Annotated in this window: 20 protein-coding genes and 2 pseudogenes; 8 read left to right on the top strand and 14 right to left on the bottom strand. The window is 68.3% G+C overall.

Features of this window, described 5'->3' with window-relative positions; all coding sequences use genetic code 11:
* Together DIZ27_RS39905 and DIZ27_RS39900 are read right to left on the bottom strand one after the other, a co-directional pair.
* A partial coding sequence (locus DIZ27_RS39905; protein WP_375232060.1) for an acyl-CoA carboxylase subunit beta occupies nucleotides 1-723 on the bottom strand: 723 nt, incomplete at its 3' end.
* 27 nt (nucleotides 724-750) lie between these two features.
* A complete protein-coding gene (locus DIZ27_RS39900; RefSeq protein ID WP_109383239.1) occupies nucleotides 751-2,337 on the bottom strand; it encodes a methylmalonyl-CoA mutase in 1,587 nt (528 codons plus the stop codon).
* A gap of 100 nt (nucleotides 2,338-2,437) precedes the next feature.
* Between DIZ27_RS39900 and DIZ27_RS39895 the strand changes: the two genes are divergently transcribed.
* Nucleotides 2,438-3,124 (top strand): TetR family transcriptional regulator, encoded by a 687-nt coding sequence (locus tag DIZ27_RS39895; RefSeq protein WP_109383244.1) that lies wholly within the window; start codon nucleotides 2,438-2,440, stop codon nucleotides 3,122-3,124.
* Between the two features lie 113 nt (nucleotides 3,125-3,237).
* Here DIZ27_RS39895 and DIZ27_RS39890 read toward each other — a convergent pair whose 3' ends face one another.
* Nucleotides 3,238-4,458: an RNA polymerase sigma factor gene (locus tag DIZ27_RS39890; RefSeq protein ID WP_109383238.1), complete on the bottom strand. Its 1,221-nt coding sequence runs from the start codon at nucleotides 4,456-4,458 to the stop codon at nucleotides 3,238-3,240.
* A gap of 8 nt (nucleotides 4,459-4,466) precedes the next feature.
* A complete protein-coding gene (locus tag DIZ27_RS39885) occupies nucleotides 4,467-4,874 on the bottom strand; it encodes a YciI family protein (protein ID WP_109383237.1) in 408 nt (135 codons plus the stop codon).
* Nucleotides 4,875-5,108: 234 nt separating this feature from the next.
* Here DIZ27_RS39885 and DIZ27_RS39880 point away from each other — a divergent pair, with 234 nt between their 5' ends.
* Entirely contained in the window at nucleotides 5,109-6,233 is a 1,125-nt protein-coding gene (locus DIZ27_RS39880; RefSeq protein WP_109383236.1) for a CapA family protein, read from the top strand.
* A 237-nt stretch (nucleotides 6,234-6,470) separates the two neighbouring features.
* On the opposite strand, the gene DIZ27_RS46270 is transcribed toward DIZ27_RS39880, so the two are convergent.
* Nucleotides 6,471-6,953 carry a hypothetical protein gene (locus DIZ27_RS46270; RefSeq protein WP_181383928.1) on the bottom strand — a complete coding sequence of 161 codons (483 nt, stop codon included), beginning with the start codon at nucleotides 6,951-6,953 and terminating at the stop codon, nucleotides 6,471-6,473.
* A gap of 454 nt (nucleotides 6,954-7,407) precedes the next feature.
* The gene (locus DIZ27_RS39870; protein ID WP_109383243.1) at nucleotides 7,408-8,223 is read right to left on the bottom strand and encodes a dienelactone hydrolase family protein; all 816 of its coding nucleotides are present in this window, start codon (nucleotides 8,221-8,223) and stop codon (nucleotides 7,408-7,410) included.
* Nucleotides 8,224-8,331: 108 nt separating this feature from the next.
* On the opposite strand from DIZ27_RS39870, the gene DIZ27_RS39865 reads away from it, so the two are divergent.
* On the top strand, nucleotides 8,332-9,348 hold the full coding sequence (locus tag DIZ27_RS39865; RefSeq protein ID WP_109383234.1) for a GlxA family transcriptional regulator: 1,017 nt from the start codon (nucleotides 8,332-8,334) through the stop codon (nucleotides 9,346-9,348).
* 208 nt (nucleotides 9,349-9,556) lie between these two features.
* Here the strand turns inward: DIZ27_RS39865 and DIZ27_RS39860 are convergent, their stop codons facing one another.
* The 5 genes and pseudogenes from DIZ27_RS39860 to DIZ27_RS49040 form a co-directional block, all read right to left on the bottom strand.
* Nucleotides 9,557-10,855: a hypothetical protein gene (locus DIZ27_RS39860; RefSeq protein WP_109383233.1), complete on the bottom strand. Its 1,299-nt coding sequence runs from the start codon at nucleotides 10,853-10,855 to the stop codon at nucleotides 9,557-9,559.
* A 198-nt stretch (nucleotides 10,856-11,053) separates the two neighbouring features.
* Complete coding sequence (locus DIZ27_RS39855; RefSeq protein WP_258308784.1) at nucleotides 11,054-11,179, bottom strand: hypothetical protein; 126 nt, start codon at nucleotides 11,177-11,179, stop codon at nucleotides 11,054-11,056.
* A 195-nt stretch (nucleotides 11,180-11,374) separates the two neighbouring features.
* A complete protein-coding gene (locus DIZ27_RS45350) occupies nucleotides 11,375-12,400 on the bottom strand; it encodes a hypothetical protein (RefSeq protein ID WP_146229078.1) in 1,026 nt (341 codons plus the stop codon).
* A 454-nt stretch (nucleotides 12,401-12,854) separates the two neighbouring features.
* Nucleotides 12,855-13,346 (bottom strand): hypothetical protein, encoded by a 492-nt coding sequence (locus DIZ27_RS47995; protein ID WP_258308783.1) that lies wholly within the window; start codon nucleotides 13,344-13,346, stop codon nucleotides 12,855-12,857.
* 223 nt (nucleotides 13,347-13,569) lie between these two features.
* Nucleotides 13,570-13,851, bottom strand: a pseudogene (locus tag DIZ27_RS49040) (transposase domain-containing protein); the annotation flags it as partial.
* Between the two features lie 90 nt (nucleotides 13,852-13,941).
* On the opposite strand from DIZ27_RS49040, the gene DIZ27_RS47990 reads away from it, so the two are divergent.
* Together DIZ27_RS47990 and DIZ27_RS39835 are read left to right on the top strand one after the other, a co-directional pair.
* Complete coding sequence (locus tag DIZ27_RS47990) at nucleotides 13,942-14,202, top strand: hypothetical protein (RefSeq protein ID WP_258308782.1); 261 nt, start codon at nucleotides 13,942-13,944, stop codon at nucleotides 14,200-14,202.
* Between the two features lie 349 nt (nucleotides 14,203-14,551).
* The gene (locus tag DIZ27_RS39835; RefSeq protein WP_258308781.1) at nucleotides 14,552-15,847 is read left to right on the top strand and encodes a DNA/RNA non-specific endonuclease; all 1,296 of its coding nucleotides are present in this window, start codon (nucleotides 14,552-14,554) and stop codon (nucleotides 15,845-15,847) included.
* Between the two features lie 238 nt (nucleotides 15,848-16,085).
* Here DIZ27_RS39835 and DIZ27_RS39830 read toward each other — a convergent pair whose 3' ends face one another.
* Complete coding sequence (locus DIZ27_RS39830; RefSeq protein ID WP_309074974.1) at nucleotides 16,086-18,161, bottom strand: serine protease; 2,076 nt, start codon at nucleotides 18,159-18,161, stop codon at nucleotides 16,086-16,088.
* A gap of 2,295 nt (nucleotides 18,162-20,456) precedes the next feature.
* Between DIZ27_RS39830 and DIZ27_RS39820 the strand changes: the two genes are divergently transcribed.
* The 3 genes from DIZ27_RS39820 (at nucleotide 20,457) to DIZ27_RS39810 (ending at nucleotide 22,920) form a co-directional block, all read left to right on the top strand.
* Nucleotides 20,457-21,149, top strand: coding sequence for a transglycosylase SLT domain-containing protein (locus DIZ27_RS39820; RefSeq protein WP_219933708.1), 693 nt, complete (start codon nucleotides 20,457-20,459; stop codon nucleotides 21,147-21,149).
* Nucleotides 21,150-21,166: 17 nt separating this feature from the next.
* Entirely contained in the window at nucleotides 21,167-21,817 is a 651-nt protein-coding gene (locus tag DIZ27_RS49035) for a peptidoglycan-binding protein (protein ID WP_109383230.1), read from the top strand.
* Nucleotides 21,818-22,167: 350 nt separating this feature from the next.
* Nucleotides 22,168-22,920, top strand: a complete 753-nt coding sequence (locus DIZ27_RS39810; RefSeq protein ID WP_109383229.1) for a hypothetical protein — start codon at nucleotides 22,168-22,170, stop codon at nucleotides 22,918-22,920.
* A gap of 214 nt (nucleotides 22,921-23,134) precedes the next feature.
* On the opposite strand, the gene DIZ27_RS39805 is transcribed toward DIZ27_RS39810, so the two are convergent.
* Together DIZ27_RS39805 and DIZ27_RS39800 are read right to left on the bottom strand one after the other, a co-directional pair.
* On the bottom strand, nucleotides 23,135-23,395 hold the full coding sequence (locus DIZ27_RS39805; protein WP_109383228.1) for a hypothetical protein: 261 nt from the start codon (nucleotides 23,393-23,395) through the stop codon (nucleotides 23,135-23,137).
* 227 nt (nucleotides 23,396-23,622) lie between these two features.
* Nucleotides 23,623-24,353, bottom strand: a pseudogene (locus tag DIZ27_RS39800) (pyridoxal-phosphate dependent enzyme); the annotation flags it as partial.

The following is a 24,353-nucleotide window of genomic DNA, read 5'->3' as shown; positions in this document are numbered from 1 at the left end:
GTCCTTCTCGTCGCCGGCCAGGTGGTGGGCCACCCCGGAGGCGGTGTTGTGGGTGCGCGCCCCGCCCAGCTCCTCGAAGCCGACGTCCTCGCCGGTGACCGTCTTGATCACGTCCGGGCCGGTGATGAACATGTGCGAGGTCTGGTCGACCATCACGGTGAAGTCGGTGATCGCCGGGGAGTAGACCGCGCCGCCCGCGCACGGGCCCAGCACCAGGGAGATCTGCGGGATCACCCCGGAGGCGTGGGTGTTGCGGCGGAAGATCTCGCCGTAGGCGCCCAGCGAGGCCACCCCCTCCTGGATGCGGGCGCCGCCGGAGTCGTTGATGCCGATGACGGGGCAGCCGGTCTTCAGCGCGAGGTCCATCACCTTGACGATCTTCTGTCCGTAGACCTCGCCCAGCGCGCCGCCGAAGACGGTGAAGTCCTGGGAGAAGACCGCGACCGGGCGGCCGTCGACGGTGCCGTAGCCGGTGACCACGCCGTCGCCGTAGGGGCGGTTTGCCTCCAGGCCGAAGCTGGTGGAGCGGTGCCGGGCGAACTCGTCCAGCTCGACGAAGGAGTCCTCGTCCAGCAGCAGGGCGATCCGTTCCCGGGCGGTCAGCTTGCCCTTGGCGTGCTGTTTTTCCACGGCGCGCTGCGAGCCGGCGTGCGTCGCCTGGTGGATGCGCCGCTGCAGGTCCGCGAGCTTGCCCGCGGTCGTACGAATGTCGATGTCGTTCACTGGTTGTTCCACTCCGGGGCTCACTGGTCAGAAGGTGTCGTGGGGGACGTGCACGCCCCAGACGTCGCGCAGCGCGTGGGAGACCTCACCGACCGTGGCGTGCCCCCGCAGGGCCTCCCGTATCGCGGGGAGCACGTTCTCGGTGCCCTGGGCGGCGGTGCGCAGGGCGTCGAGGGCGCGTTCGAGGGCGTCGTTGTCGCGGTCCTTGCGCAGGGCGGCGAGGCGTTCTCGCTGGTCGAACTCGATCTGGGGGTCTACGCGCAGCGGCTCGTAGGGTTCTTCCTCGTCCAGGACGAACGTGTTGACGCCGACCACGGTGCGTTCCTTGTTGTCGATCTCCTGAGAGATCAGGTAGGCGGAGCGTTCGATCTCGGACTTCTGGAAGCCCTGCTCGATGGCCGCGACGGCGCCGCCGCGGTCCTCGATGGCCTGCATCAACTCCAGGACTGCCCCCTCGATTTCGTCGGTCATCGACTCCATGAAGTAGGAACCGGCGAAGGGGTCGACGGTCTTGGTCACATCGGTTTCGTAGGCGATGACCTGCTGGGTGCGCAGGGCCAGTCGCGCTGCCTTCTGGGTGGGCAGGGCGATGGCCTCGTCGTAGGAGTTGGTGTGCAGGGACTGGGTCCCGCCCAGGACCGCTCCCAGGCCCTGCAGTGCGACCCGGACCAGATTGACCTCCGGCTGCTGGGCCGTCAGCTGCACGCCGGCGGTCTGCGTGTGGAAGCGCAGCATCTGCGACTTCGGATTCCGGGCGCCGAACTCCTCGCGCATGACGCGGGCCCAGATACGGCGGGCGGCGCGGAACTTCGCGATCTCCTCCAGCAGCGTGGTGCGGGCGACGAAGAAGAAGGACAGACGCGGAGCGAAGTCGTCGACGTCCAGGCCTGCGGCGAGCGCGGCCCGCACGTACTCCTTGGCGTTGGCGAGGGTGAACGCGATCTCCTGCGCGGGCGTGGCCCCGGCCTCGGCCATGTGGTAGCCGGAGATGGAGATCGTGTTCCAGCGCGGCAGCTCTCGGTGGCAGTAGGCGAAGATGTCGCTGATCAGCCGCAGTGACTGCTTCGGCGGGAAGATGTAGGTGCCGCGGGCGATGTACTCCTTGAGCACGTCGTTCTGGATCGTCCCGGTCAGCAGGTTGCCCGGGACTCCCTGCTCGGCGGCGACCAGCTGGTACAGCAGGAGGAGCGTCGAGGCCGGTGCGTTGATCGTCATCGACGTCGACACCTTGTCGAGCGGCAGACCCTGGAACAGCGTGCGCATGTCCTGGATCGAGTCGATCGCCACACCGACCTTGCCGACCTCGCCCTGGGCGATGGCCTCGTCGGAGTCGTAGCCCATCTGGGTCGGCAGGTCGAAGGCCACGCTCAGGCCCCCGGTGCCGGCGCCGACCAGCTCGTGATAGCGCTCGTTGGACTCCTTCGCGGTGCCGAAGCCGGCGTACTGCCGCATCGTCCACGGCCGGCCGGTGTACATCGACGGGTACACGCCCCGGGTGAACGGGAACCGCCCCGGCGCGCCCAGCTTGGCGTCCGCGTCGAAGCCCGCCGGTGTGCCGGCGTCGTAGACCGGCCGGATCGGCAGCCCGGACTCGCTGTGTGCGAGAGAACCCACGGTGACCTCCTGTGGTACTCCATCTCTTTTGAACGGTACGCAGTACCATTCCATTGGGCAAGTGGCCACCGAAGGGCGAGACAGGGAAAGATGGGTGATCATGAGCAAGCCAGCCGCGCGAATCCGGCTCTCGGAGGCCGCCTTCGCCCTGTTCGACGAGCGCGGATACGAGCAGACCACCGTCGATGACATCGCCGAACGCGCCGGTGTGGGCCGCACCACCTTCTTCCGGTACTACCCGGCGAAGGAAGACGTCATCTTCCCCGACCACGACCGGATGCTCGATCAGATCAAGGACCGCCTGGCCACCTCCAGTCACGAGACTGCCCTGGCCGCCGTCTCCGACGCGGTCCGCCTGGTGCTGCTGCACTACCTCGACGAAGGCGACCTCGCCCGCCGGCGGTACCGGCTCACCAGTAAGGTCGCCGCGCTCCGTGACCGCGAGATCGCCAGTGTGGCCCGTTATCAGCGCCTGTTCCGCGAGTTCATCTCGAACTGGCTGGGGGACTCCAGCGAGTCGGCCTCCCTCAGGTCCGAGCTCATGGCCGCGTCCGTGGTCGCGGCCCACAACCACGTGCTGCGCCGATGGCTCCGAGGTGAGTCCCCCGACCCCGTCGGAGAGGTCGACGCCGCGATGCGCGAGGTGCTCGCCCTGTTCCCGGGCCCGCAGTCCCGCTCGGAGACGGACGCCGGCGGCACCACGGTCGTCGCCTTCCGGAGCGGACAGGACATCGACGCGTTGCTCCCCTCACTGCGACGCCTCCTCGGGGACCACTCCGAGCGGTGAACACGTCCGGCATGCCCCTCGCCCCTCGATGAGGGTGCCGGTTCACGTCGAGGCGACCGCTCTGGCCGCGGGGCCGGGCCACGTGCAGCGGGAAGATCCGAAAACGCGGCCCGTCAGGGGCACTGCCGGGTGTTGAGCCGGGCCGCCTGACGTGTCAGGTGGTCGCGCTCGGCGAGGTCGGGTGCCCTTCGGGCCGCCTCGGCGTACAGCCGGGCCGCCGTCGCCAGGTCGCCGTCGCGCTCGTGGAGGTACGCCGCCACCGCGGTGTGGCGGGGCAGTGAGGCGTCCAGTTCCGCGAGCGCCGCCAGTCCGGCGCGCGGTCCGTCGGCCTCGCCGACGGCCACCGCTCGGTTGAGCCGGACGACCGGGCTGTCGGTCAGGCGCGTGAGCTCGTCGTACCACTCGACGATCTGCACCCAGTCGGTCTCCTCGGCGGTGGGTGCGTCGGCGTGGAGTGCCGCGATGGCGGCCTGGGCCTGGAACTCGCCCAGCCGGTCGCGGGCGAGGGCTGCCTGCAGGATCCCGACGCCTTCGGCGATCAATGCGGTGTCCCATCGGCCACGGTCCTGCTCGGCGAGCGGCACCAGGCTGCCGTCGGGCGCGGTCCGGGCGGCGCGCCGGGCGTGGTGGAGCAGCATGAGGGCGAGCAGTCCCGCCGCCTCGGGGTGGTCGATGGAGGCCGCGAGCTGCCGGGTGAGCCGGATGGCCTCGGCGGCGAGGTCGACGTCGCCGGAGTAGCCCTCGTTGAAGACCAGGTAGAGGACGCGCAGCACGGTCGCGACGTCGCCGGGCTGGTCGAACCTTCCCCAAGCTCTCGGCTTCTCCCCCACTCTCGGCTTCGCTCGAGCGGGGGGACCCCCATGAGCAGGGGAGACCCCACTGCCGGAGACGGTGCGCTTGGCCCGGCTGATGCGCTGTGCCATGGTCGCCTCGGGCACCAGGTAGGCCTGGGCGATCTGGCGGGTGGTCAGCCCGCCGACGGCGCGCAGCGTGAGCGCGACGGCGGACGACGGCGTCAGCGACGGGTGGGCGCACAGGAAATAGAGCTGGAGGGTGTCGTCCACCGCGGACGCGGGCCCGGGCGCCGGCTCCTCGTCGACGAGGTCCTCACGCCGGCGGCGGGCGGCGTCCGCCCGCCTCGCGTCGAGGAACCGGCGCCAGGCCACGGTGACCAGCCAGCCCTTCGCATCCCGCGGTGGGTCGGCCGGCCAGACGCGGAGCGCCTCGACCAGCGCGTCCTGCACGGCGTCCTCGGCCGCCGCGAAGTCGGCTCCGCGGCGGACGAGGATCCCGAGCACGCTCGGCGTGAGGCGCCGGAGCAGGGCTTCGTCCATGGACGAGGTCACTCCGTGACGGTGGGCGGCGCGGCCAGGAACGGGCGCACCTCGAGCCACTCGTGGATCGGCTTCCCGCCCGCCCCGGGGGCGGCCGACAGTTCCCCGGCCAGCTCGACGGCACGGTCGTAGGTGTCGACGTCGATGACCATCCAGCCGGCGATGAGGTCCTTGGTCTCGGCGAACGGGCCGTCGGTGACCGGTGGACGCCCCTCGCCGTCGTACCGGACGAACGTCCCCTCGGGGGCGAGCGCCTGGCCGTCGACGAACTCGCCGGTCTTCTCGAGCCGGGCCGCGAAGTCGTTCATGTACTGCACGTGGGCCGAGATCTCCTGTGGCGTCCACCGGTCCATGGGCACGTCGTTGACCGGAGCCGGAGCGCCGCGGTAGTGCTTGAGCAGCAAGTACTTGGCCATCGTGTTTCTCCTCGGTACTGGTGCGGCCCATTGTGGTCGCGTTCACTGCGGGGACGTAGTCGGCCAGGGGTTCTCGACATCGGCGTCCGGTTCTTTGGCTCCCGTGGGCGGGGCCGGGGGAGGGCCCGCCCGATGCGCGCCCCGGCCGGGCCGGGGCTCCGTCCCGCGGCCTCGGCTCGCCGGAGCCTTGCGGAGCCCGACGCACCTCGGCAGGCACGCGTCTACCGTTGTGGTATGCGCGGCGACGTGGTGACGCTGTTCGTGTGCGGCGATGTGATGCTCGGCCGCGGCGTGGACCAGATCCTGGCCCGCCCCGGCGATCCGGTGCTGCGGGAGACCTGCGTCACGGATGCCCGCGCCTACGTCCGTATGGCCGAGTCGGTCAATGGACCGGTCCCGGCTCCCGTGTCCCCGTCCTGGCCGTGGGGTGAGGCGCTCCGACTGCTGGACGGGACCGCCCCGGACGTACGGATCGTCAACCTCGAGACCTCCATCACGCGCAGTGACACGTTCGCCCCCGGCAAGGCGGTTCACTACCGCATGCATCCGGCCAACGTGCCCGCCCTCACGGTGGCCCGGCCCGACGTCTGCGTCCTGGCCAACAACCATGTGCTGGACTTCGGCCGGGCGGGCCTGGCGGAGACGCTGGAGACGCTCGACCGCTCGGGCCTGCGGGTGGCGGGCGCCGGGCAAAGTGCCGACGAGGCGTACCGGCCGGCGGCCGTCCCTGTCGGAACCGGCGGTCGTGTCCTCGTCCTCGCGCTGGGGGCGAGCTCCAGCGGTGTCCCGTCCGGCTGGGCGGCGACCGCGGCCCGCTCCGGCGTCGCCCATCTCCCCGACCTGTCGGCCGGCACGGCCACCGCGGTGGTGGAGCGCATACAGCGAGTGAAACGTGCGGGCGACACGGTGGTCGTGTCCGTGCACTGGGGCTCCAACTGGGGCTACCACGTTCCCCGCGAGCAGATCCGTTTCGCGCATGCCCTGGTGGACGGCGGCGTCGCCCTCGTCCACGGGCACTCCTCGCACCACCCCCGCCCCATCGAGGTGTACCGGCAGAGGCTGGTGCTGTACGGCTGCGGCGACTTCATCGACGACTACGAGGGCATCAGCGGGTACGAGGAGTACCGCGACGACCTCCGGCTCGCCTACTTCGTCACGGTGGCGGCGGACACCGGCCGGTTCCTGGGCCTGCGCATGATGCCCCTGCGTTCCCGGCGTATGCGGCTGGAGCCAGCCTCGCACCAGGACGCCGCCTGGATGCACGCGACCCTCGACCGTGTCAGCGCTCCCGTGCACCCGGTCCTCGAACCGGACGGCACACTCTCACTGGAGCCGAACCGTCAACGCCCGGCACGCTGACGTCCCGCCTCCCCGTCGCCGCACCGCTCGCGCAGGCGGGGCCGGCCGTGAAGCGGCCGGCCCCGCCGGTCGGGCCTCGACGCAGTCGGCGATCACCGCGACCTCGTGTGCCTGGATCTCGCCCGGGGACGGGCGGAACTCGTAACCGCCCGTCCCGATGTACGAAATCCCCGCATGAGGGGTTCTCCCACGGTCAGGTTACGAGTGTCTGGACGACCGAATGAACGCCGGGCGATTTCAGACGCACAACCGTGTGTATCCGATCGCGGGATTGGCCGACTGATGGTTGTACTGATTTCCCTTCGGGTCGACAATGTACGCCCCGAACAACACGCAGTCCTTGCCGTCGTACTCCCACGCCGCATCGCGGGACGGGCCGACCGAGTACAGCCTTGGGCCGGACACCGAATTACTCTGGTTGGCCGTGCCGGACGCCCCCATCGTGGCAATACTCATCTCCGTCGCCACGCCGACCCACTGGGACTTCACTGCGAAACCGCAGAACGAGCGCGTGTACGCGTTGTACTGCACGTATACGGTTCCCGCCGGCAGGATGCTGCCCGAACGCACAATGGGCTCCGCGTGGACGTATGCGTAACCCGCACCGCACACATCACCCACCGTGCTCGGTGCCAATGGTGCGGCCGCCGCCGGTGCCGCAGCGGCACCGAGTGCGAGTGCTCCCAGGGCGACGCAACTCCATAACCGTCGAATATTCATTTCTCTCCCCCTCCTCGGACGACATGCGATCAGAGCCTGTGGCTCCGGTGAGGAGTTTACCGGGGGTCGGCACGCGAAATAGGGGGCCGTGGAATGGGCTGCATCACATTCCATTCCCGCGAACTGTTCTCGAACTGCACCGCCCCGGATAATTCAATGGGTTCCGTCACCACAATCCGACTTTTCTGTATGTGGATGTACGGGATGTGCCACGGTGAGCGATGGACGACAGGTGCCGCCGGCCCCGCAGTGCGGCTTCGGCGCACTCGGCTAACGGGGCGCTTGATGGTTCGTCGTGCCGGATGAGGTCTGATCCGAGGCGGCACGGGCACCGGGAACCAGGTTCCGGGCCCGCTGGAGCGTCTCGTCCAGGCCTCGGCACCCGAGTGACCCGCGCGGGGTGCGGCGGGCGGCGTGATCGGCCCGAGCACCTCCGGCGAACCGGTGGCCGGGCTCATTCCGACTGCGTGCCGAGCCGCTCGGCCAGGAAAGTGATGATCTCGTTCCGAGCCTGCAGGGTGGGGTGACCCTCCTGGTCGACGAGGTGAGCCGTGACGACGCTGTGGGCGCAACCGACGACATCACGGAAGAAGGGCGGGGGGTTCGTGTTCGCCGTCTCGGCTTTGAGCACGCGGCCGTCGAACGCTTCCCCGAGCAGCGCCCGGTAAGCGGCGAACCGCCGACCGGTGCACCAGCTGTCGTTGTCGAAGCGGTAGGCGAGAACCTTCAGTCCGTCGCGCGCCACACGCTCAGCGACGGCGGCTGCGTCTGCGTCGCTGATCTCCAGACCACCGGGGTCGTCGAGCGGAAGCGACGGATGGTTGACCACTGGTGCGATGACGGACGGTTCCAGCGCCATGGTCAGGGCGAAGTTGCCGGTGAAACACAGACCGACGGCGCCGACGCCGGGTCCGCCACGCTCGGTGTGCGCCAGGCGAGCGAGACCACGCAGCCATGTGACGACGGGGCTGGTGCCACCACCGGCGAACGCTCGGAACTCGGCGCTGACGCACGCGCGTCGAACAACGGCCTCGCCCGCCCCGGCGAGCGGATAGGCACCGTCGACGCCGAAAAGAGAGGGCAGGTACACGGAGAAGCCGGCATCTCGCACCCAACGCGCGAACCGCGCGACGTCGGGGCTGATACCCGGCATCTCGGGCATGAGGACGACCGCCGGTCCTGACCCGGCTACGTACACGGTCTTGTCGACGCCATCGACGCCGACGGCTCTCCGCGAGAAGTCGTCCAAGGGGTCGTTCTGTCCTCGCATGATGGTCATGACCTAGATGCTGATGAGTAGCCGTCCTCCTGAGAAGCGGCGGCATCGCCACGTATCCCGGTAATATCGCCATCCGTTCAAGAGCGCCGGAGGGGCCGCATGAGTCCGCTGCGAGTCGGTGTGCTGGCCTACCCCGGCTGCTTCGCGTCGGAGGTGTTCGGAGTCCCCGACCTCCTGGCCATGGCAACTCACGTCGCCGCGGCGCAAGGGGCGCTTCAGCCCGCCTACGAGGCGTCGGTCGTCTCGCCCCGGCGGCGGGTGGTCGCGTCCGGCGGCTCGGCCCTCGACGTCTCGGCGGTTCGCCCGGTGGACGTCCTGATCGTGCCGGGCTTCGAGCTCTCGCCCACGCTCGACCTCGACGCGACACTCGCACGCCTGGGACCGGAAGTGGCGTCGATCCGATCGCAGGCGGCCTCCGGGACCGCTGTGGTATCGATCTGCGTGGGCGCCTTCCTGGTCGCTGAAACCGGGCTGCTCGGCGGGCGTGAAGCGACCACGTCCTGGTTGTTCGCGGATCGGTTCGCCGACCGGTACGCCGACGTGCGCCTCCGCCCGGAGAGGTTGGTCGTGACCGACCGAGGGGTGACGACCACAGCGGCCTTCAGCGCCATGTACGACTTCGCGCTGCAGTTCATCCGCGAGCACGACGGCCCCCGCGTCGCCCGTAGCACCGCGCGTATCGCTCTTGTCGACGACGCACGTTCCACGCAGGCTCCCTATGTCGATCCGGGGCTCGTCCCCACGGTGGGCAGGGAGTTCTCGCTCAGCGTCAAGCGGTGGCTCGACCAGAACCTCAGCGCTCGCTACGACCTGGCCGCCCTCGCCCGGGAGTTCCACGTCAGCACGAGAACCATGCTCCGGCGCTTCGGTGACGAAGCCGGCGAGACGCCACTCGCGTACCTGCAGACGGCCCGGGTGCGTCGAGCCACCCACCTGCTGGAGACGACGGACAGGACCGTCGCCCGCATCGCCGCCGACGTCGGGTACCGCGATCCCGGGTCGTTCAGCGGCATCTTCGCCAGACACACGGGCCGGAGCCCGAGGGAGTACCGCGCGGTATTCCGTCGTCGCCGCGACCCTCACGCGTCAACCGTCAACCTGACGAACGGAGGATGAGTGCGGGGTCTCCCGCGCGGGCGAACGGTGCTGCGAGCCCGGTGACACCACCCCCAGGTCATCGCTTCGACATTCGACAGGGGCAACAGCCGTGCCGGACCCGGAAACCAGGAGCCCCGTTCCGGCGGCTCGAGGCTGCTCGGGCGTCGGGCACCTTCCAGTTCGGCCGGAGACTTCGGGCGGGGTGGTTGATGCTCCGCCGCGCCGTTCACAGGAGGCCCGGGCCTGCCTGGTGCGCTCCCGAGAACCCGACGGAACCGACCCAGTCCGTGGATCCGGTGACCGCAAGGTGGTACTCCGCTGTCGTCTGCTCTTCGTCCCAGGTCGAGTTCAGGGTGACGCGCGCTGTCAGCTCCGATCCTGCGGGTACCTTGATCTGAAGCCAGTTGACATACCGGCTCGTCCTCGACTCGGCCACCACGTTGCCGGCACCGTCCAGAAGTTCCACCGTGTAGAGGTCGGCGATCTCCTGCGGCGGCTTCCAGCTCGCGGGCAGATGGAAGACGTTGCGAATCAGGATGTCCTCGGTGTCGACGGCCGCTCCGTTCGGGAAGACCGTCAGGGCGGGATAGACACCGCACGGGTTGAAACCGTAGGCGTTGAACATGCAGGGCAAGTCGGCGAAGCCCCGGTCCGGTACCACCGTGACCGTGACGAACTGATCCTCGGCCGACGTCATGGTGTACTCGGTCGGCCGACCGGACGTCGTGACGTCGGTGGCCATGAACGATGTGTCGAGAGCGACATCGGGGGCGTGGGCGCGGCCGCGGGGGTACGTCTCGACGAGTTCGTACATGCGCCGCTGACCGCTGCCCCAGGGTGCCGCACCTTCGACCTCGGTGACCAGCTTCCCGTTGTCGTAGTAGCGGCCGTCGGCCGGATCGAGGAGGACGCCCATGGGCCCGCGGGGCCCGAGCGGACCGAGCGGGCCGTAGACGCCCAGGGGGCCGACGGGCCCGAGGGGTCCGTACACACCGCCGGCCTGGAGTTGCCCGGAGATTTCGTTGATCGCGGGCAGGTTCTCGCAGTAGGCCTCCTGGCCGACCGGACCGGTCGGGCCGAGCGGTCCGCTCTCACTCAGGACCGGTTGAGCGAGGATGCCCCATGTGTCGAGCAGCGATGCGAAGAACGGGTGGTGCCGCAGGTAATCGAGTTGCGTCTCCCAGTACGCACTCGCCTCTCCGAGGGGCCCGTACCGGCCGAGCGGCCCCCAGGGACCGAGCGGCCCCAGGTGCCCCAGCGGTCCGACGGGACGCAACAGCGCTTCTCCGGGCTCGCCGTCCGCGTACGCGGCAGGGTCGATCCGTGGCTGAATCGATGTCATCAGCGGCTCGGCACGGTCGTCCGCGTCGCTGTCCATGGTCAGTTGCCGCTCCACGGTGGTCGCGCTGGTCCACGTCCAGTCGGGCATGGCGGACGCCCCGTCGACGACGCAGGGCCGCTCGTCCGGTGTTTCTGCGGATGCCGGCTGGGCCGCTCCCAGCAGCATGCCGAGGCTGCTCAGCACGACAAGAGTCCGACGCCGCCGATTGAAGACCACTGATTCCCCCCGTGGGTCAACTCACTGCGAGTGCACACATATTCAGTGCAGGATCGATGGTGACACGCTGCGGTTGCCGGGCAGTGACCGACCCGCTGCTCGGCTTCGCCGTGGCGCGCCACAAGCCGCCGAAGGCGAATGTGAACCGAGGACCCTGCCGTCGCCTCAGGCCGACACGGGTGCGACCGCCAGATCACTGCCCCGCCCGGAGATCAAGGGGTCGAGCAGCCAGCGTAGTTCGGCATCGTCGATGGTGAGCCGGACGTCGTAGCGGGCCCAATGTGGTTCCATCCAAGGCACAAGCCCGACGAGCCGACTCCGCAGCTCACGCGTAGGCCGTCGTCGGCCTGGCCCCCGACTTCATGGATCATGTGGCAACCACGCTGTGCGTGGCCGGCGGGACGGCCCCTGTCGGTCTGCTGTCGCCACTTCGGCCTGTCCCGAAGGCCCGAGGAGTCCCGCCGATCCCGTTGAGTTCCCCGCATGTCAGGGCCGGTTACGGAACGGCCATGGCCTTCTGTCGGTACTCGGCAAGGAGGGGACAGGTGTTTCGGCCCTCGGGACGTCCTCGGGGCGTGGCGGTGGCGAATCGAACGACCTCCACGATCCTCGGACATTCTCCATGACGGCATTACCCTGCCGATCGATCATTCGCGTCAATGCTTCCTGGGCTACGCCAAATGCTATGGCCCAGGCGGCTATTTGTGCTTGAGTGTCCAATGCTGAGAGGCCCGGAATGAATTTACCATGGATCAATATCAGGCCAAGGAGCGCGGATAGGACGCCAACTGGAAGGCGCAGGGCCAACAAGCTCAGCGGCACCATGTACGGCGTGAGCGTACCCTGCATGTGTCGAATCGAAACTGCTCCAGCCATTGCGGCGGCGCACATGCCGAGTGACCCAACCAGTAAGCCGTCGTCGCCGTCCGCACTCCCGCCCGCGGGACAGACGCGCTTCGTCGCCAGCGGATTGCTCGGAGTGGGAGCCGGCGGTTCAAAGCAGAGCAGACTCGGCACGCCATCGGGATGGAGGTACCCCGAAAGTATGAGCAATGTGGCGATGACTGACATGGCAAGGAACGAGTATAGTACGACGTTTCGGAAGCTGCGGACCCGCGCTATCTCGGATTCTTCGACATGATTGGCGGCATGCAGTACATTGACCGCCAACTCTCTGAACTCTTTATCCAGTATGTTGTTGTTTTTACGCAGGTGCTCCGACAGCACTTTCAAGCGTGGATCGTCCTCGCCCAAATGGTGTACCCCTTGGGCAAGCACAACCGGTCCTCGCCAGCGGACTTCATTGTCGGGTGCTAACTGTAGAAGTATCAGTTCGGCTTCATGGATGTTCGAGAGTACTCGATCTTTCGAAGATGCGCCGCTCAAAGTTGGTCGCCGATCTTCGGCGGCATTTCGCGCCGCATCCAGAATGGCGTGGGCCTTGCGTGCCAACTTCTTCTCAGGGGGAGCGAGTTGGCCTGCTTCAACTCTGTCGAGCTGCGCCTGAAGCACTGCGACATGTGCGCAGGCGCGGTGTCGCCAGGAGCCGCGTCTCCCTCGTGCGGCTACGTCCCGATCTCCGCTTTCCGAGTGTGCTTCCGTCCGGCGGGAAACAAATCTCATACTTACAGCTTGATCGCTCGTCCTGCGTGACTGCAACTCGAACGTGGATGGCGAGCCCTCGCGGGCCTACTGCAACAGTGGTGCGGTCTCTCGGATTCGGAAAAAGGATGAGCAGAGCCTCTGACGGAGCCAGAAATGGAACCCTCTGCTTCCTGATGCCGCGGTCGTGAGTGATCTGCAATGCCGGTGATTTAGGGCGTTTCTGCAAGCGAGGGTGGCTCTCCCGGGCTCCGCGTGACTTTGAGTGAGTAGCTGACGCGGCTGGGAGGGCAGGGTCCATCCCGGCGTTCGGGCGGCGTGCAGGTTCTATGGGTTCGCTGAGGCCCGTGCTGGGGCCGGACGGTCACAGGTGGTCGATGATGCGTACGAGGTGTCCGTCGGGCAGCCCTGCCGGGGTGCGTCCCTGGAAGCGGGCATTGTCCAAGCGCCGGCTCTCGCCCGGGGTGGGCATGACGGACACGCGCGAACCGTCGGGCAGAACCCACAGCGGTGGCAGAATGAGGTTCTTCTTGATCTGCCAGGCGAGGGGCCAGCCGGTCGCCTCGACCAGGCCCCACAGTTCATGACCGGCGAAATCGCGGTCGGCCGGCAGCAGTATGCCGGGCCGCAGGGAGGCGAGCAGGCGGCGGGCGAGCTTGTGCTCGCTGAATTGGGTGATCGAGTCGAAGGCCGCGTCGATGACGGCGTGGGTGCCGCACTCGATCAGGGCCATCGGTCTGACCTGTGGGTTTCCGCTCTTGTTGGCGCCGTCGCAGCCGGTGGATCCGAACGTGGCGGCGTTCTCGGGGGCGTCCGGAACGTCCAGCGCGGTGCCGTCCCGGGCGACCAGCCGCAAACCGAAGGCGAACGCTCCTGGAGTCGAGGGCGCCGCCCGAGTGCCGCACCGGCGTTCGAAGAGCACCTGGAAGGGCTTGTCTCCCAGCTGCTGGCGGGCTCGAGTGAGGGCCGGACCGATGGGCGGGCGCTGGATGATCCCGCCGGGCAGGTGCCGCAGCTTCTCGGTCAGGGTCCGCAGGACCCCCGGTGCCCGGGGACCCGGCGCTGTCGGAGCTGCTGAACAGGCACAGAGCCAGGACGAAGCAGACCACCGCACGGACCGGGAGAAGCCTGCGGCGGCGCTCGGCTCTTCCGGTCGACTCCGTTACTTCGTCGATTATTTCGGACGTGATCTCCTCGGTGAGTACGCCGATCCGGATCCGGTCGCCGAACTGCGGCTCCAACCGCTTTCGGGGGCTTCGAGATGGCACCGGCCGGACCGCCGTGGTGACGGCTGGGGCAGCAGCGATGACAGACTGAGCGCCCAACGGGGAGTCGGATATTGGTCGATCCTCGTCATCCATGGATGTCAGTACCTTCTACGCCTTCTTCTCCACCACCTGCTTCGCCCTGGTCGGCTTGTGGTGGAACGTCGTTCGAGCCATACCGACTGGATGCGCGACCCAGCCCTGCGCCGCGTCGTCGGCGGGATCTACCTGTCCTTCCTACTGCCCGCTTTGATGGGCCTGTTCGCCCAGATCGGCGGCACCAAGCAGCCGCAGATCTGGCGGGCGGCCTTCATCGCCCTCTCCGCGATCGGCTGCTTGTGCACCCTGCGGCTGCTGGCCCGCGCCCGTGGCGACCACTTCCTCACCTGGCAGCAGGCCGCCGCCGCACTGCTCTACGCCCCATCCAGACCGAGGCTCTCATGCTGATCAGCCTGATCACCCTGGCTCACGCCCTGGTCTGGCGGTACATGGCGGGAGAGGGCCGCGCCGACGAGGATGCCTGACGTCGGTAGTGACTGCATCGAGCTGTTGCCTGGTGGCGTCTGCACCAGGGGGCCATTGCAGCAACCTGGCCGCAGTCACGTCCGGTTGGCTGAAGACGGCGACGAAAAGGCGGCGGATCTCCGGGACGTTCGCGAGTGTGCGCTGTGGTGGTGTCAGCAGACGTCTGCCGGTCTGCGCTCCCGGCCTTCGGTGGCCGGCATCGGCGAGGATCTCCACCACGGGTCCGTCGGCCAGGAGCTCCGACTGGCCCAACTGACGAGTTATGCCGGTCATGCTGAGGCGATGGAGGAGCGGTCCACGTTGGACCAGCGGCTTCCGCGGCGCGGACGCAAGCCGGACCTGGCCCGGTGCCGTCCGCTCCACAACCTTCCTGCCTAGGCCAGGAGTTAATAGATCAACACGGTCGGCAGATTCGCGTCCCCCGGCCACCGGCGTCACCCACGGCATCGTCCGCCGCATCGACACCATCGCCAAGCTCAACTACGGCGGCCAGGTCGGAAACAAGACCATCGGCTGCTTCGAGATAGGCCCTGACCCCGAGCGCCCGCCCGAGACCGGGGAGATCAGCAGCGGTGGTGACTCCGGCGCGGTGTGGCTCTTCAAACAAGGCAACCGCCCCGGCACGGTCATGGCCGGGCTGCACTTCGGGGGTGAAGCCGCGGGCGACCCGGACGAGCACGCGCTGGCATGCCTGCCGACCTCGGTGTTCGAGAAGCTCGAGATCAGCCTGGCCCCGCCGGCCCCGGAAGACATCCGGACCATCGCCGGATACGCCCCGGACTTCCTCGACGAGCGGATCGACGTCCCACAGTTGGACGCGGACCTCACCCGCGACGCGGTCCGCCTCAACGGTTCCGAGGTGGTCTCCCACACGCACTTCTCGCTCGCCCTGGGCAAGAAACAGTGCTTCCCCTTCTGGGTGGGCTGGAACATCGACGGTGGAACCTTGAAGAAGCTCAGCCGCGGCGGCATCCCGTTCGTCAAGGACCCGAGGCTGCCAGCCACCGCACAGGGGGGCAACGAACTGTACGAGAACAACCGGCTCGACCGCGGACACATAGCCCGCCGCGCCGATCTGCTGTGGGGCAGCCTGCCGGAAGCCAAGAAGGCCAACACCGACTCGTTCTTCTACACCAACATCACTCCGCAGATGGACGACTTCAACCAGAGCTCCAAGAACGGGCTGTGGGGCAAACTGGAGGACGCCGTCTTCGCCGACACGGAAGTCGACGACCTCAAGGTCAGTGTGTTCGGCGGGCCGGTGTTCCAGGAGGACGACCGTGCCTTCCGCGGGGTGAAGATCCCCCGCGAGTTCTGGAAGATCATCGCCTTCACCGAGCACGGCAAGCTGAAGACCAAGGGGTTCCTGCTCACCCAGAACCTCGTTCAGCTCGAAACCCTGGAACTCGATGAGTTCCGCGTCTTCCAGGTCACCCTCGGCGAACTCGAGAACCGCACCCGGCTCAGCTTCCCGGCCGCCCTGCACAAGAGTGACACCCTTCAGGTACCTGAAGCTGTTGCCGACCGGGCTCCCTTGGAGACCCTGGCCGACATTCAATGGGATTGACCGCACGATCGGCTCGCTGGGTGCAGAAGACGGAGACGGCGGGGATCTGAGGTCTGAGCGGGTACTTCGGCGGTTTTCCGCTCAGACTCTCAGACTCCGCCACGGTCGACGCATCGCAGGGAGATCCAGACGCTCTTTGCGCTGTGCTGCTTCGTGCTGCTTCGTCCGTTGCGGAATCTTCAATGTGGAGTTGGGCCGGTCGACCTGTCCCGTCCGCGTGCGATCGGCCCACCGTCGCTCAGTCGGCGAGGTGACTGCCGATCGATCGGGCGACATCGGCGTGAGCGAGATACTCCGTGATGCTGTGGGCCCGGTCGCGGGCATTGACGACGGCGAGGTCGGTCAGGCCGTCCGCCCAGTCGTCGGCCAGTGGACATCCGATGGCCACCGCGTCGGTCGGGCACCATGCATTGAGCCAGTCCGCCACCTTCTCCGGGCTTTTCGGCCCACCGGACAGGAGCCGGTTGTACACGCTGTCCATCCCGAGGGGACTGCCCACCGTGGTCAGGTGGACGATCTCCACACCGGGAGACAGCCGAGTGATGAGGTCCATGCCGACGACCGTGCCCAGGCTGTGGCTGACGAGGACCATCTCACCCGCAGTCGGCACGGTCTCGAGCACGCAGCCCAGGACCTCCTCGCGGATCCGTTGGTCGTCGAGGTACGCGGCCATATCACGGAAGACGAGGGAGATGGCCCATGTGTCGAGATCGCTTCTGGCGGCCAGCCAGCCCAGATGCCGCCACACGGCGCCGACCGCGGGGTCCAGGTTCAGCCCCTCGGTGGCTTGCTGCGTCTCGGGCGGCACGTACCACTTGGCGGCCGCCTCGCCGATGATCTCCTCGTACACCGCGCGGGTGGTGGGAGAGCCGGGTGCGACGGCCGTCGGCGCCTCGGTGACCAAGGGAACGGACTCCTGTGTTCCGAGGGCCCGCACCAGACGGTCTCCGTAGAACGGGAACCAGATGTCCGCCGGATCGACTGTCGCCAGCCCGGCCCGGACGAGCCCTTGGTTGAGCCCTGCGGCCCATTCGCGGCGCAGCGCCTCGGGGTCCTTGCCCTGCTGGGCGCGACCGTGCAGGAAGACCAGATGCCGCCTGCCGCCGAACGCGCTGTCCCGGGCGCGCAGGCCTGTTGCACGCGGGGGGACCGTCTCGGTGGACGCCCGTCCGACGGGAGCGGAAGGGGCGGCCGGCCCGGCGACGGCACCCGTGGTCGCGGAGGCCGGTCCGGCCACGGCGCCGGTGGTTCCGACGGCCGCCAGGGAACCGCCCAGCCCCGCCTCCGGCCCCATGCCGGCCAGCAGTGCCCGCTGCTCGGCGCTGAGCGGCAGCGACGCGAGATGCTTCAGGATGGAACTGATACGCACCCCCTCGTTGGACACCCAGTCGATGGTGTCGTCGCCGTCGCCGGGCTGCCAGACCCGGCCGTCGCGGCGCAGGAGGCGGCCCTGTTCATCGGTCCTGGGCACGCCGCTGTGGTGGAGGGCGATGACCTCCCACTGGTCGTTGAAAACCGGGGAGCCCGAGTTCCCGGGCTCGGTGTCCGTGCGGTAGTGGAGAAAATCGTCCAAGCGCACCTGCAGGGCGTTCTCGCGTACGGCGATCTCTTTCAGGCGTCCCATCGGGTGGCCGATGATGTTGACCGGCTCGCCGATCACCAGCTTGCCCGGCTGGGCGCTGAGCCGGTGCCAGCCGAAGGCCTCGCCCGGTGGCCTCCGGTCGGAACCAGGGGCGACCAGGACCAGGGCGAAATCGAGACGCTTGTCCGCCGTGAAGAACCCGTCCGGGGCGAACTCCAGCCGTGTCGGCGGCTGCGGGGTGTTGTCAACGGTGACCTGGGCGTCGAACTCCACGAAGCAGTGCCGAGCGGCATCTGCGTCGGAGAGGACATGATGGTTGGTCATCAGCAGGCCGGGCGACACCAGGAAACCGGTGCCGATCGGCAACTCGCGGCCGTTCTCCCGCACCGAGATCCGGGCGATGCTGCGTGCGGCCCGGGCGCCGCGCGGCAGGAAACTCCATGCCTGCAGTTCCTTGGACACACCGAGAATCCGCTCGAACGCGGCGGACGGCGCCAGTGGTTCGGCGCGGACCGCTTCCACCACCATGGCAGTCGGCACGGCCTGCCGGTCGAGCAGACGGGCCGCCCGCACCGCCAGTGCTTCCGGTGAATCGGGGAAGCTGACCCCGGCCTCCTGCTGTCGCTCGACCTCTCGGCGCTGCTCACTGGTCTCGTCATACCGGGCGGCGGCGGCCACTGCCTGGTGTTCCCGCTCATCGCGGGACCTGTCCATGACGTCCATGACTTCCATGACCTTCACCGTCCTTCGAGGGCGCGGAACTGCACGAAGAAGCTCACCGGCCCGGTGGGAAAGGCACCCGGACCGTCCGGCGTTCGCCCCGACGCAGGACGCCGTGGGGTACGCGATCGCGGGCTTGTCCCCGGTTCCTCTGAAAGCCCCTGATGTGGTTCGACGGGGCAGCGAGGCCGTGCCGGTTCCGCGCGGCTGTCGGGGCGACCACCACTCACGGGCGACCGGCAGACGCCGAGGTCGGCCGCGTCGCACCCCCGCTCATCTCCATGGTGCGCCTCATGAGGAACCACGGCGACCCGTGGCCGTCGGCCGAAAGCCGACCGCAGGCCGACGTGTCCTCCGGCCCGAGTGGTGAGGACGGCTGGTGGCGCGACTGCGGCCCGACCGGCCTCGAGAACTGATGTGCCCTCGGCTCCTGGGACGCGGGCACGGTGCGGCAGGCCGGAGGCGTATGGGCGGCGACGGTGGTACGTATGCATGTATCTCAGTCGAAGCCCCGCGTACCGTGCCGTCGCTCCAACGGCTTTCCACGCTCGCGGCAGTGCGGATCACTCGCTTGAGTCGCCTTGGGAGCCAGAGCCGGAGGTTCCCGCTCGTCATGCGTTCGACGCACGTGTACCCGTGTTCTCGCCGTCGGTACGAGTGCGGGGAGAACAAGCGGAACGTGTAAGGACACGCCATGCGTGACAATGCATCGCCCGCCTTCGAAACCAGCGGGCATCTGTGGCCCCACCACGCCGACGCGGCTCCCCGTGCAGTCCCCGTCGCCACGCTCATCCTGGCCGAGGAGAAACTGTAGGGAGCGCAGAACCCGCCCGGCCCGGGCGGCGACACGCCGCCCGCCTTCCCGCTGCCGCCGGGTCTCCCTCCCATTGTCCCTCCGGTGATCCCGCCGCTGCGGCCCTGCAACCCGGACTTCCGGGACGGCTGCTATGAAGCGACCATCCGGCCCCACCTGAGCGTCTTCCAGTCCAGGGCCGGCACACTGCGCGTCGACCGGACCGCGCCTGCTTCGAGGACCGACGGGGCCATCGCCAGTGGCGACCTCTATCACCGGCCGGACCCCCTGGCCCCGCCGCTTCCCTTCCCCCCCAGCCCCCGGTGAATTCGGACGCGCCCCCGGCGACGACCACGACAACGTCGGCCGGACCGCCGCCGGCGCCCCGGGCGCCTCCCCGGCCGCCACCGCCAGCCGGACGGACCTTCCCTTTCCTCTGCTCCTGCCGCGCATTCCGGTCTTCCCACGCGACCAGTACCGTTCCTACCTCAGGGGACCCCGCCTGGTGGTGCCGAAGTTCACCCCGCTCAACACGCCGTGCCAAGTGACCATTGACGTCGACGAGTTCGACTACACCCAGCCGTCACCCGGCTCCTTCCAAGGATCCTTCTCCTCCGTACCCGGCCGCTCTCTCAGATTCGTCCTCTCCCAGGTCCCCCCTCCTTCACCCCTGCCCTCCCTCCGCAGCCCCAGATTCGAGAGCCGTGCGCTGGAAGGTGGTATCGACCGAAGCCAGGTGACCCTCAGATGGGTTTCCGGCTTCCTGCGAAGAGCCGTGCTGGAAATCGACACACTGCTCGGAGCCGTCCCGCCGCTGCCCGTCCCCGACACCCAACACCACCGGAACCGCGAACCAGTTCTTCGACACCGCCTACGCCACAGCCGGCCGGCAGCTGACTGTCGACCACGTCGAGGCCCAGACCGACGTCCCCGTGCCCGCCGGCGTCACCCCCAACGCCTGCTGGTCAGCGGCCGATCTCCGCGCCCTCATGACCGGCGTGCGCAGGGCCGGCACCGACCTCGACGCCGAACGGCGCACCCATCTGGTACCGCGGCTCGAGGAGAGCCGAGCCGGGCAGCCGTCACGGCACGCTCATCGCCCGGGCCCCTCGCCCGGCGTGGAGTCCGTGACGGCAGGAGGGGAGCCGGTCGTCACGGCGGAGAAGCCTTGCAAAGGCCGACGGCGGACCGTGCGCTTCGGCAACGGTGTCGGCAAAGCATTCGACGGCGTTCCCGAGAGGGAACGAGTACCGGGCCGCCCTCACATGGGACTGGCCGTACAGCAAGGAATCCACAGTCTGAGGGCATTGACGGACTGATCGTCCGAGAACCCGGGTGCCTGCATGGTGCCGGGTTTGCGTGCGGCCCCCATCGGGCGCATGGTGGAACCAGAGGTGACTGTGACGGTAAGCGGCGCACGGCCCCTGGGAAGGTGCGCAACTGCCAGGCAGGTGCGCTGCCGTGCCGACCGGCAGGCTCACTCCTTACCGGCCTCCACTGCTCGAGGAGGCACGATGGTTGCTCTCTCCAACGTGCGGTTCGGCAAGCGCAACGATGAGGTCAAGGCCACTCAGACGGCGCTCATCGCAGTCGGAATGGACATCCCTGCGGGCGCCACCGGATTCTTCGGCGAGCAGACGAGATCGGCCTACGCGGCGTGGCAGCGCATGCTGGGACTCACCGGCTCGGCTGCCGACGGATTCCCCGGCTGCTCCTCACTGACCGAACTCGGTGCCAGATGTGGGTTCGTCGTGGACTGCCGCCACCCCGGGGCCATCACCAAGAGTTCCGTGCGTTTCTCGAGGAACTTGGGAGTGGCCGTCGGGGAGGCCACCGCCCGCACGTTTGCCGAGCAGGCGTGCGACAGGACCGGTGCACCGTGGAGCTGGGTCACGGGGGTCAGCAACGGAGCGAACCTGCTGACCCTCATATCCCGTGAGTCGTCCTACCAACCGAACGCGGTGAACCGGGACGACGTCAACGCAACAGGTCCGGTGCAGCCGGACGGTGCCAAGCTCAACTGCTCACGCGGCTACACCCAGGTGATTCCCGTGACGTTCGCCGAGAACCACCAGGCGGGCACATCCGACCGCATCTACGACCCGGTGGCGAACATCGCCGCAGCAATCAACTACATCTGGCGCCGGTACGGTGACGTCTCGCGCGTTCAACAGGCGAATCCGCATCGTGAACCGGCTCCTTACTGAAAGGAGGGAGGGCCGCCATGCCTGCGCTGGCGCCATTCCCAGGTACGGGATTCTTCCACAAGGGACAACGCAGTCCCGTGATCGCCTCGATGGGCAAACGCCTGGTGGCGGAAGGGTGTGGGAAGTACCGGACAGGTCCTGGTCCCGAGTGGACCGATGTCGATCAACAGTCGTTCGCCGCCTGGCAACGCAAGATCGGGTTCGAGGGGGACGACGCCGACGGCATTCCGGGCAAGACCTCCTGGGACCGGCTCCGCGTCCCGACGGCGCCGCCGCCCCCGGCTCCCGGCGCCCGCGTGGCATCTCCCGTACCAGGACACCATGTCACGACCCCTTACCGGAAAAAGGGCCCTCACTGGAGCCTGGGCTACCACACCGGTGCGGACTACGCCGCCCCGCAGGGTACGCCATGTGTCGCGGTGCGCAGCGGTTCCATAGTCCGCAGCGGACATGACCGCAGTTTCGGCGATTTCCTCGTGCTGCGCGTCGGAAGGTTCGACTTCTGGTACTGCCACCTCTCCGAGCTGACCGTGAGAGGGGGTTCGGTCATGGCCGGCCAGAAGATCGGAGAAGTCGGCTCCACCGGGAATGCCACCGGCCCCCATCTCCACTTCGAGAAGCGCCCGGCCGGTGGCGGTTTCGGATCCGACGTGTCCCCCGACTGGTAGCCGTCAAGTGGCCGCCCGGATCGTCGAGTGGTTCGTCAAGCAGGAGTACTGCCTCAGCAAGGGCGGCTGCAACGATTTCGTGAGGGGCGGCACCGAGACGGGTTTCTTCGGCGAGGCGTGCGACACGACGCGCTGCCGCTTCCTGGCCGTGCGCACGCCGTCGCCGGACGGAGACGTTCATCTCCGGTTCGTGCGAGACGCGGCCGGACGGCCTCGGCGAGGTCGTCTTCCGGGAGGACCCGGACGGGGGCGCCCCCGAGCAGGAGCAGCAGACGGCGTTCAACGCCTTCGTCCAAGCAGTACCCGCAGGGCGTCCGCGGCAACGCCAGGAAGCGTGCAGGAGCGGTGAGATGAACCTGTTGCCGATCGAGATCAAGGTCGACATCGAGGGTGACGTGGCGGCTGCGCTGTCGGCCCTCGGTGGGTCGAGCGGCCCGAGGACGACGCGTCGAATCTGGTTTGCCGAGGACCGGGACGGCGTCGCCGGGGGCCGGATGCCGATGCTGGACGGCGGCGTGATCGTGCGGTTCAGGATCGGCGGGAACCCGGACGACCTGACCGTCAAGTTGCGTCCGTGCACCCGGGAGCAACTGGCCGGCCGGTTCTCCGCCCCGTTCGAAGCGGAGCCGTTTACGTACAAAATCGAGGAGGACTGGTCGGGGAACCGCCGGGTGCTGGCCGCCTCTCTGGTGCACGGTCGCCCGCCGGGGGTGTTGTCGGACGCGGTGAAGCCCGGGGCCGATCCCGGCGCGTCGATCGACGCGGTGCAGGACCAGTTCCTGCACGCTTGCGCGCCCGCCGTCCGGCTCGACGGGCTGGTCGCGCTGGGACCGATCCTCTCCACGAAGGTCGACGACGTTCCACTCGACGACCTGGATGCGGACCTGGAGGCGTGGTCGGTTGCCGACCTGGACTTCCTTGAGGTCTCGATCCGGGTGAAGCCCAAGGGAGAGGACGACGTCGAGAAGTTCACGGCGCGGGCCGAACGTAAGCAGCGGAAGCTGGAGGATGCGGTGCGGGAGCGCGGGGTGGCGCTCTCCGAGCACCCCGAGAGCAAGACCCGACGCGTCCTCACCGCCTTGACGGGGGCCGGGCAGAACTGAGACGGAGGCCCGGCCGCGGTTCCGGTACAGAGAGCGACCACGGCCAGGTACGTTTCGAGCCGGGTCCGGGCTGTTGAAGCCGACTCCGTCGGGCGGGCCCCGCTCGTCTGCCCGACGAAGACGGTGCCGTGCAGGATCAAGACATCCCGCAGATCGACGTCATGTGGACGCCGACGGCGTAGGTGGGCGAGGGCGAGCAGAGCTCGTCAACCCGTCAGCAGTTCTCGCTGATCACCTGCTCGAGGGTGTCGAGAGACAACTCGTCCTGCTTGAGCTGCGCCTCCAGGTTCTCCACCCTCTGTTCGAGGGCTGCAATCGCCTTCTGGTCCGGGTCCGGCTGCCCCTTGAGATGGCCGATTTCGCTTCGGAGGCGGAAGCTCTCGTCTCTGCGGCGTTTGATATCTCGGCGGGCGCTCTCCGCCGCGCGGCGCATCATGGCGCAGGGACTTTCGGTCCTCACAGCCTCGGCTGCCATCTCAGAACTCCTTGCTCTTCCGGCACTTCTGTCCGGAAGCATGGTCCACAGAACACGGAAGGGGGCCCACTTCGGTGGGACCGCTGATCCAGGACCGCCCCACCAACGTGTGCCCTGCCGCATGTAATGACAGCGTCGCGCACGTGCTTGGTGGCGACGCCGTCATCTGGAGCAGTTCACCGGCGGGCAGAACGCACGCTTCCCGGTCCTGGTGCTGACGGTGTTCGTCACCGCCGCCGGCGCCGCTTTGCGGGCGGATGTGGTGGGCGGCTCCCCTGGAGTGTGGGCACGGGGTCGGCCGCCCAGGGACCGGCTGCCGTTTCCTCGGCGTCGAGCATGTCCTCGCCGTAAAGATCGTGCAGCCAGTTGGACTGGTAAATGGTGTCGAGATAGCGCTCGCCGAGATCCGGGGCGATGGCCACCGCGGTGAGGTCACGCGTGTCATGGTCGTCCAGCCAACGCATCGCGCCGCTGACGACCGTGCCGGTGGAGCCGCCGAAGAGGAACCCGCGTTTGGCCAGGCGATGGCACGCACGGATGGTGTCCGTCTCCTCGACGCGTATCACCTCGTCCACGTAGGACTCGTCGAGCAGTGGCGGAGGCACGCTCATGCCGAGCCCGGGAATCATGCGGCGGCCCGGCGCACCACCGAAGGTCACCGAACCGACGCTGTCCACCGCGACGATCCGTACCGGCCGGTGCCACTGGCGGAAATAGCGTGCGCAGCCCATCAGAGTTCCGGTGGTGCCGGCGCCGACGAACAGTACGTCCAGGTGCGGGAAGCGCTGGGCGATCTCCGGCGCCGTCTTGCGGHAGTGCGCCTTCCAGTTGCCCGGAWTGGTGTACTAACTGAGCCACACATACCGGTCATCGGAATCGCACAGCGCACGGACGTAGTCGAGCCGCGCGCTCAGAAAACTGCTTTTGGCGTCCAAGCTGGCGATGGTGTGCACCCGGC

It is taken from the genome of Streptomyces sp. NWU339 (genome assembly GCF_003143855.1).
Lineage (GTDB): Bacteria > Actinomycetota > Actinomycetes > Streptomycetales > Streptomycetaceae > Streptomyces.
Note: the sequence above shows the minus strand (reverse complement) of the source record. Positions and strands in the feature narration are given on the sequence as shown.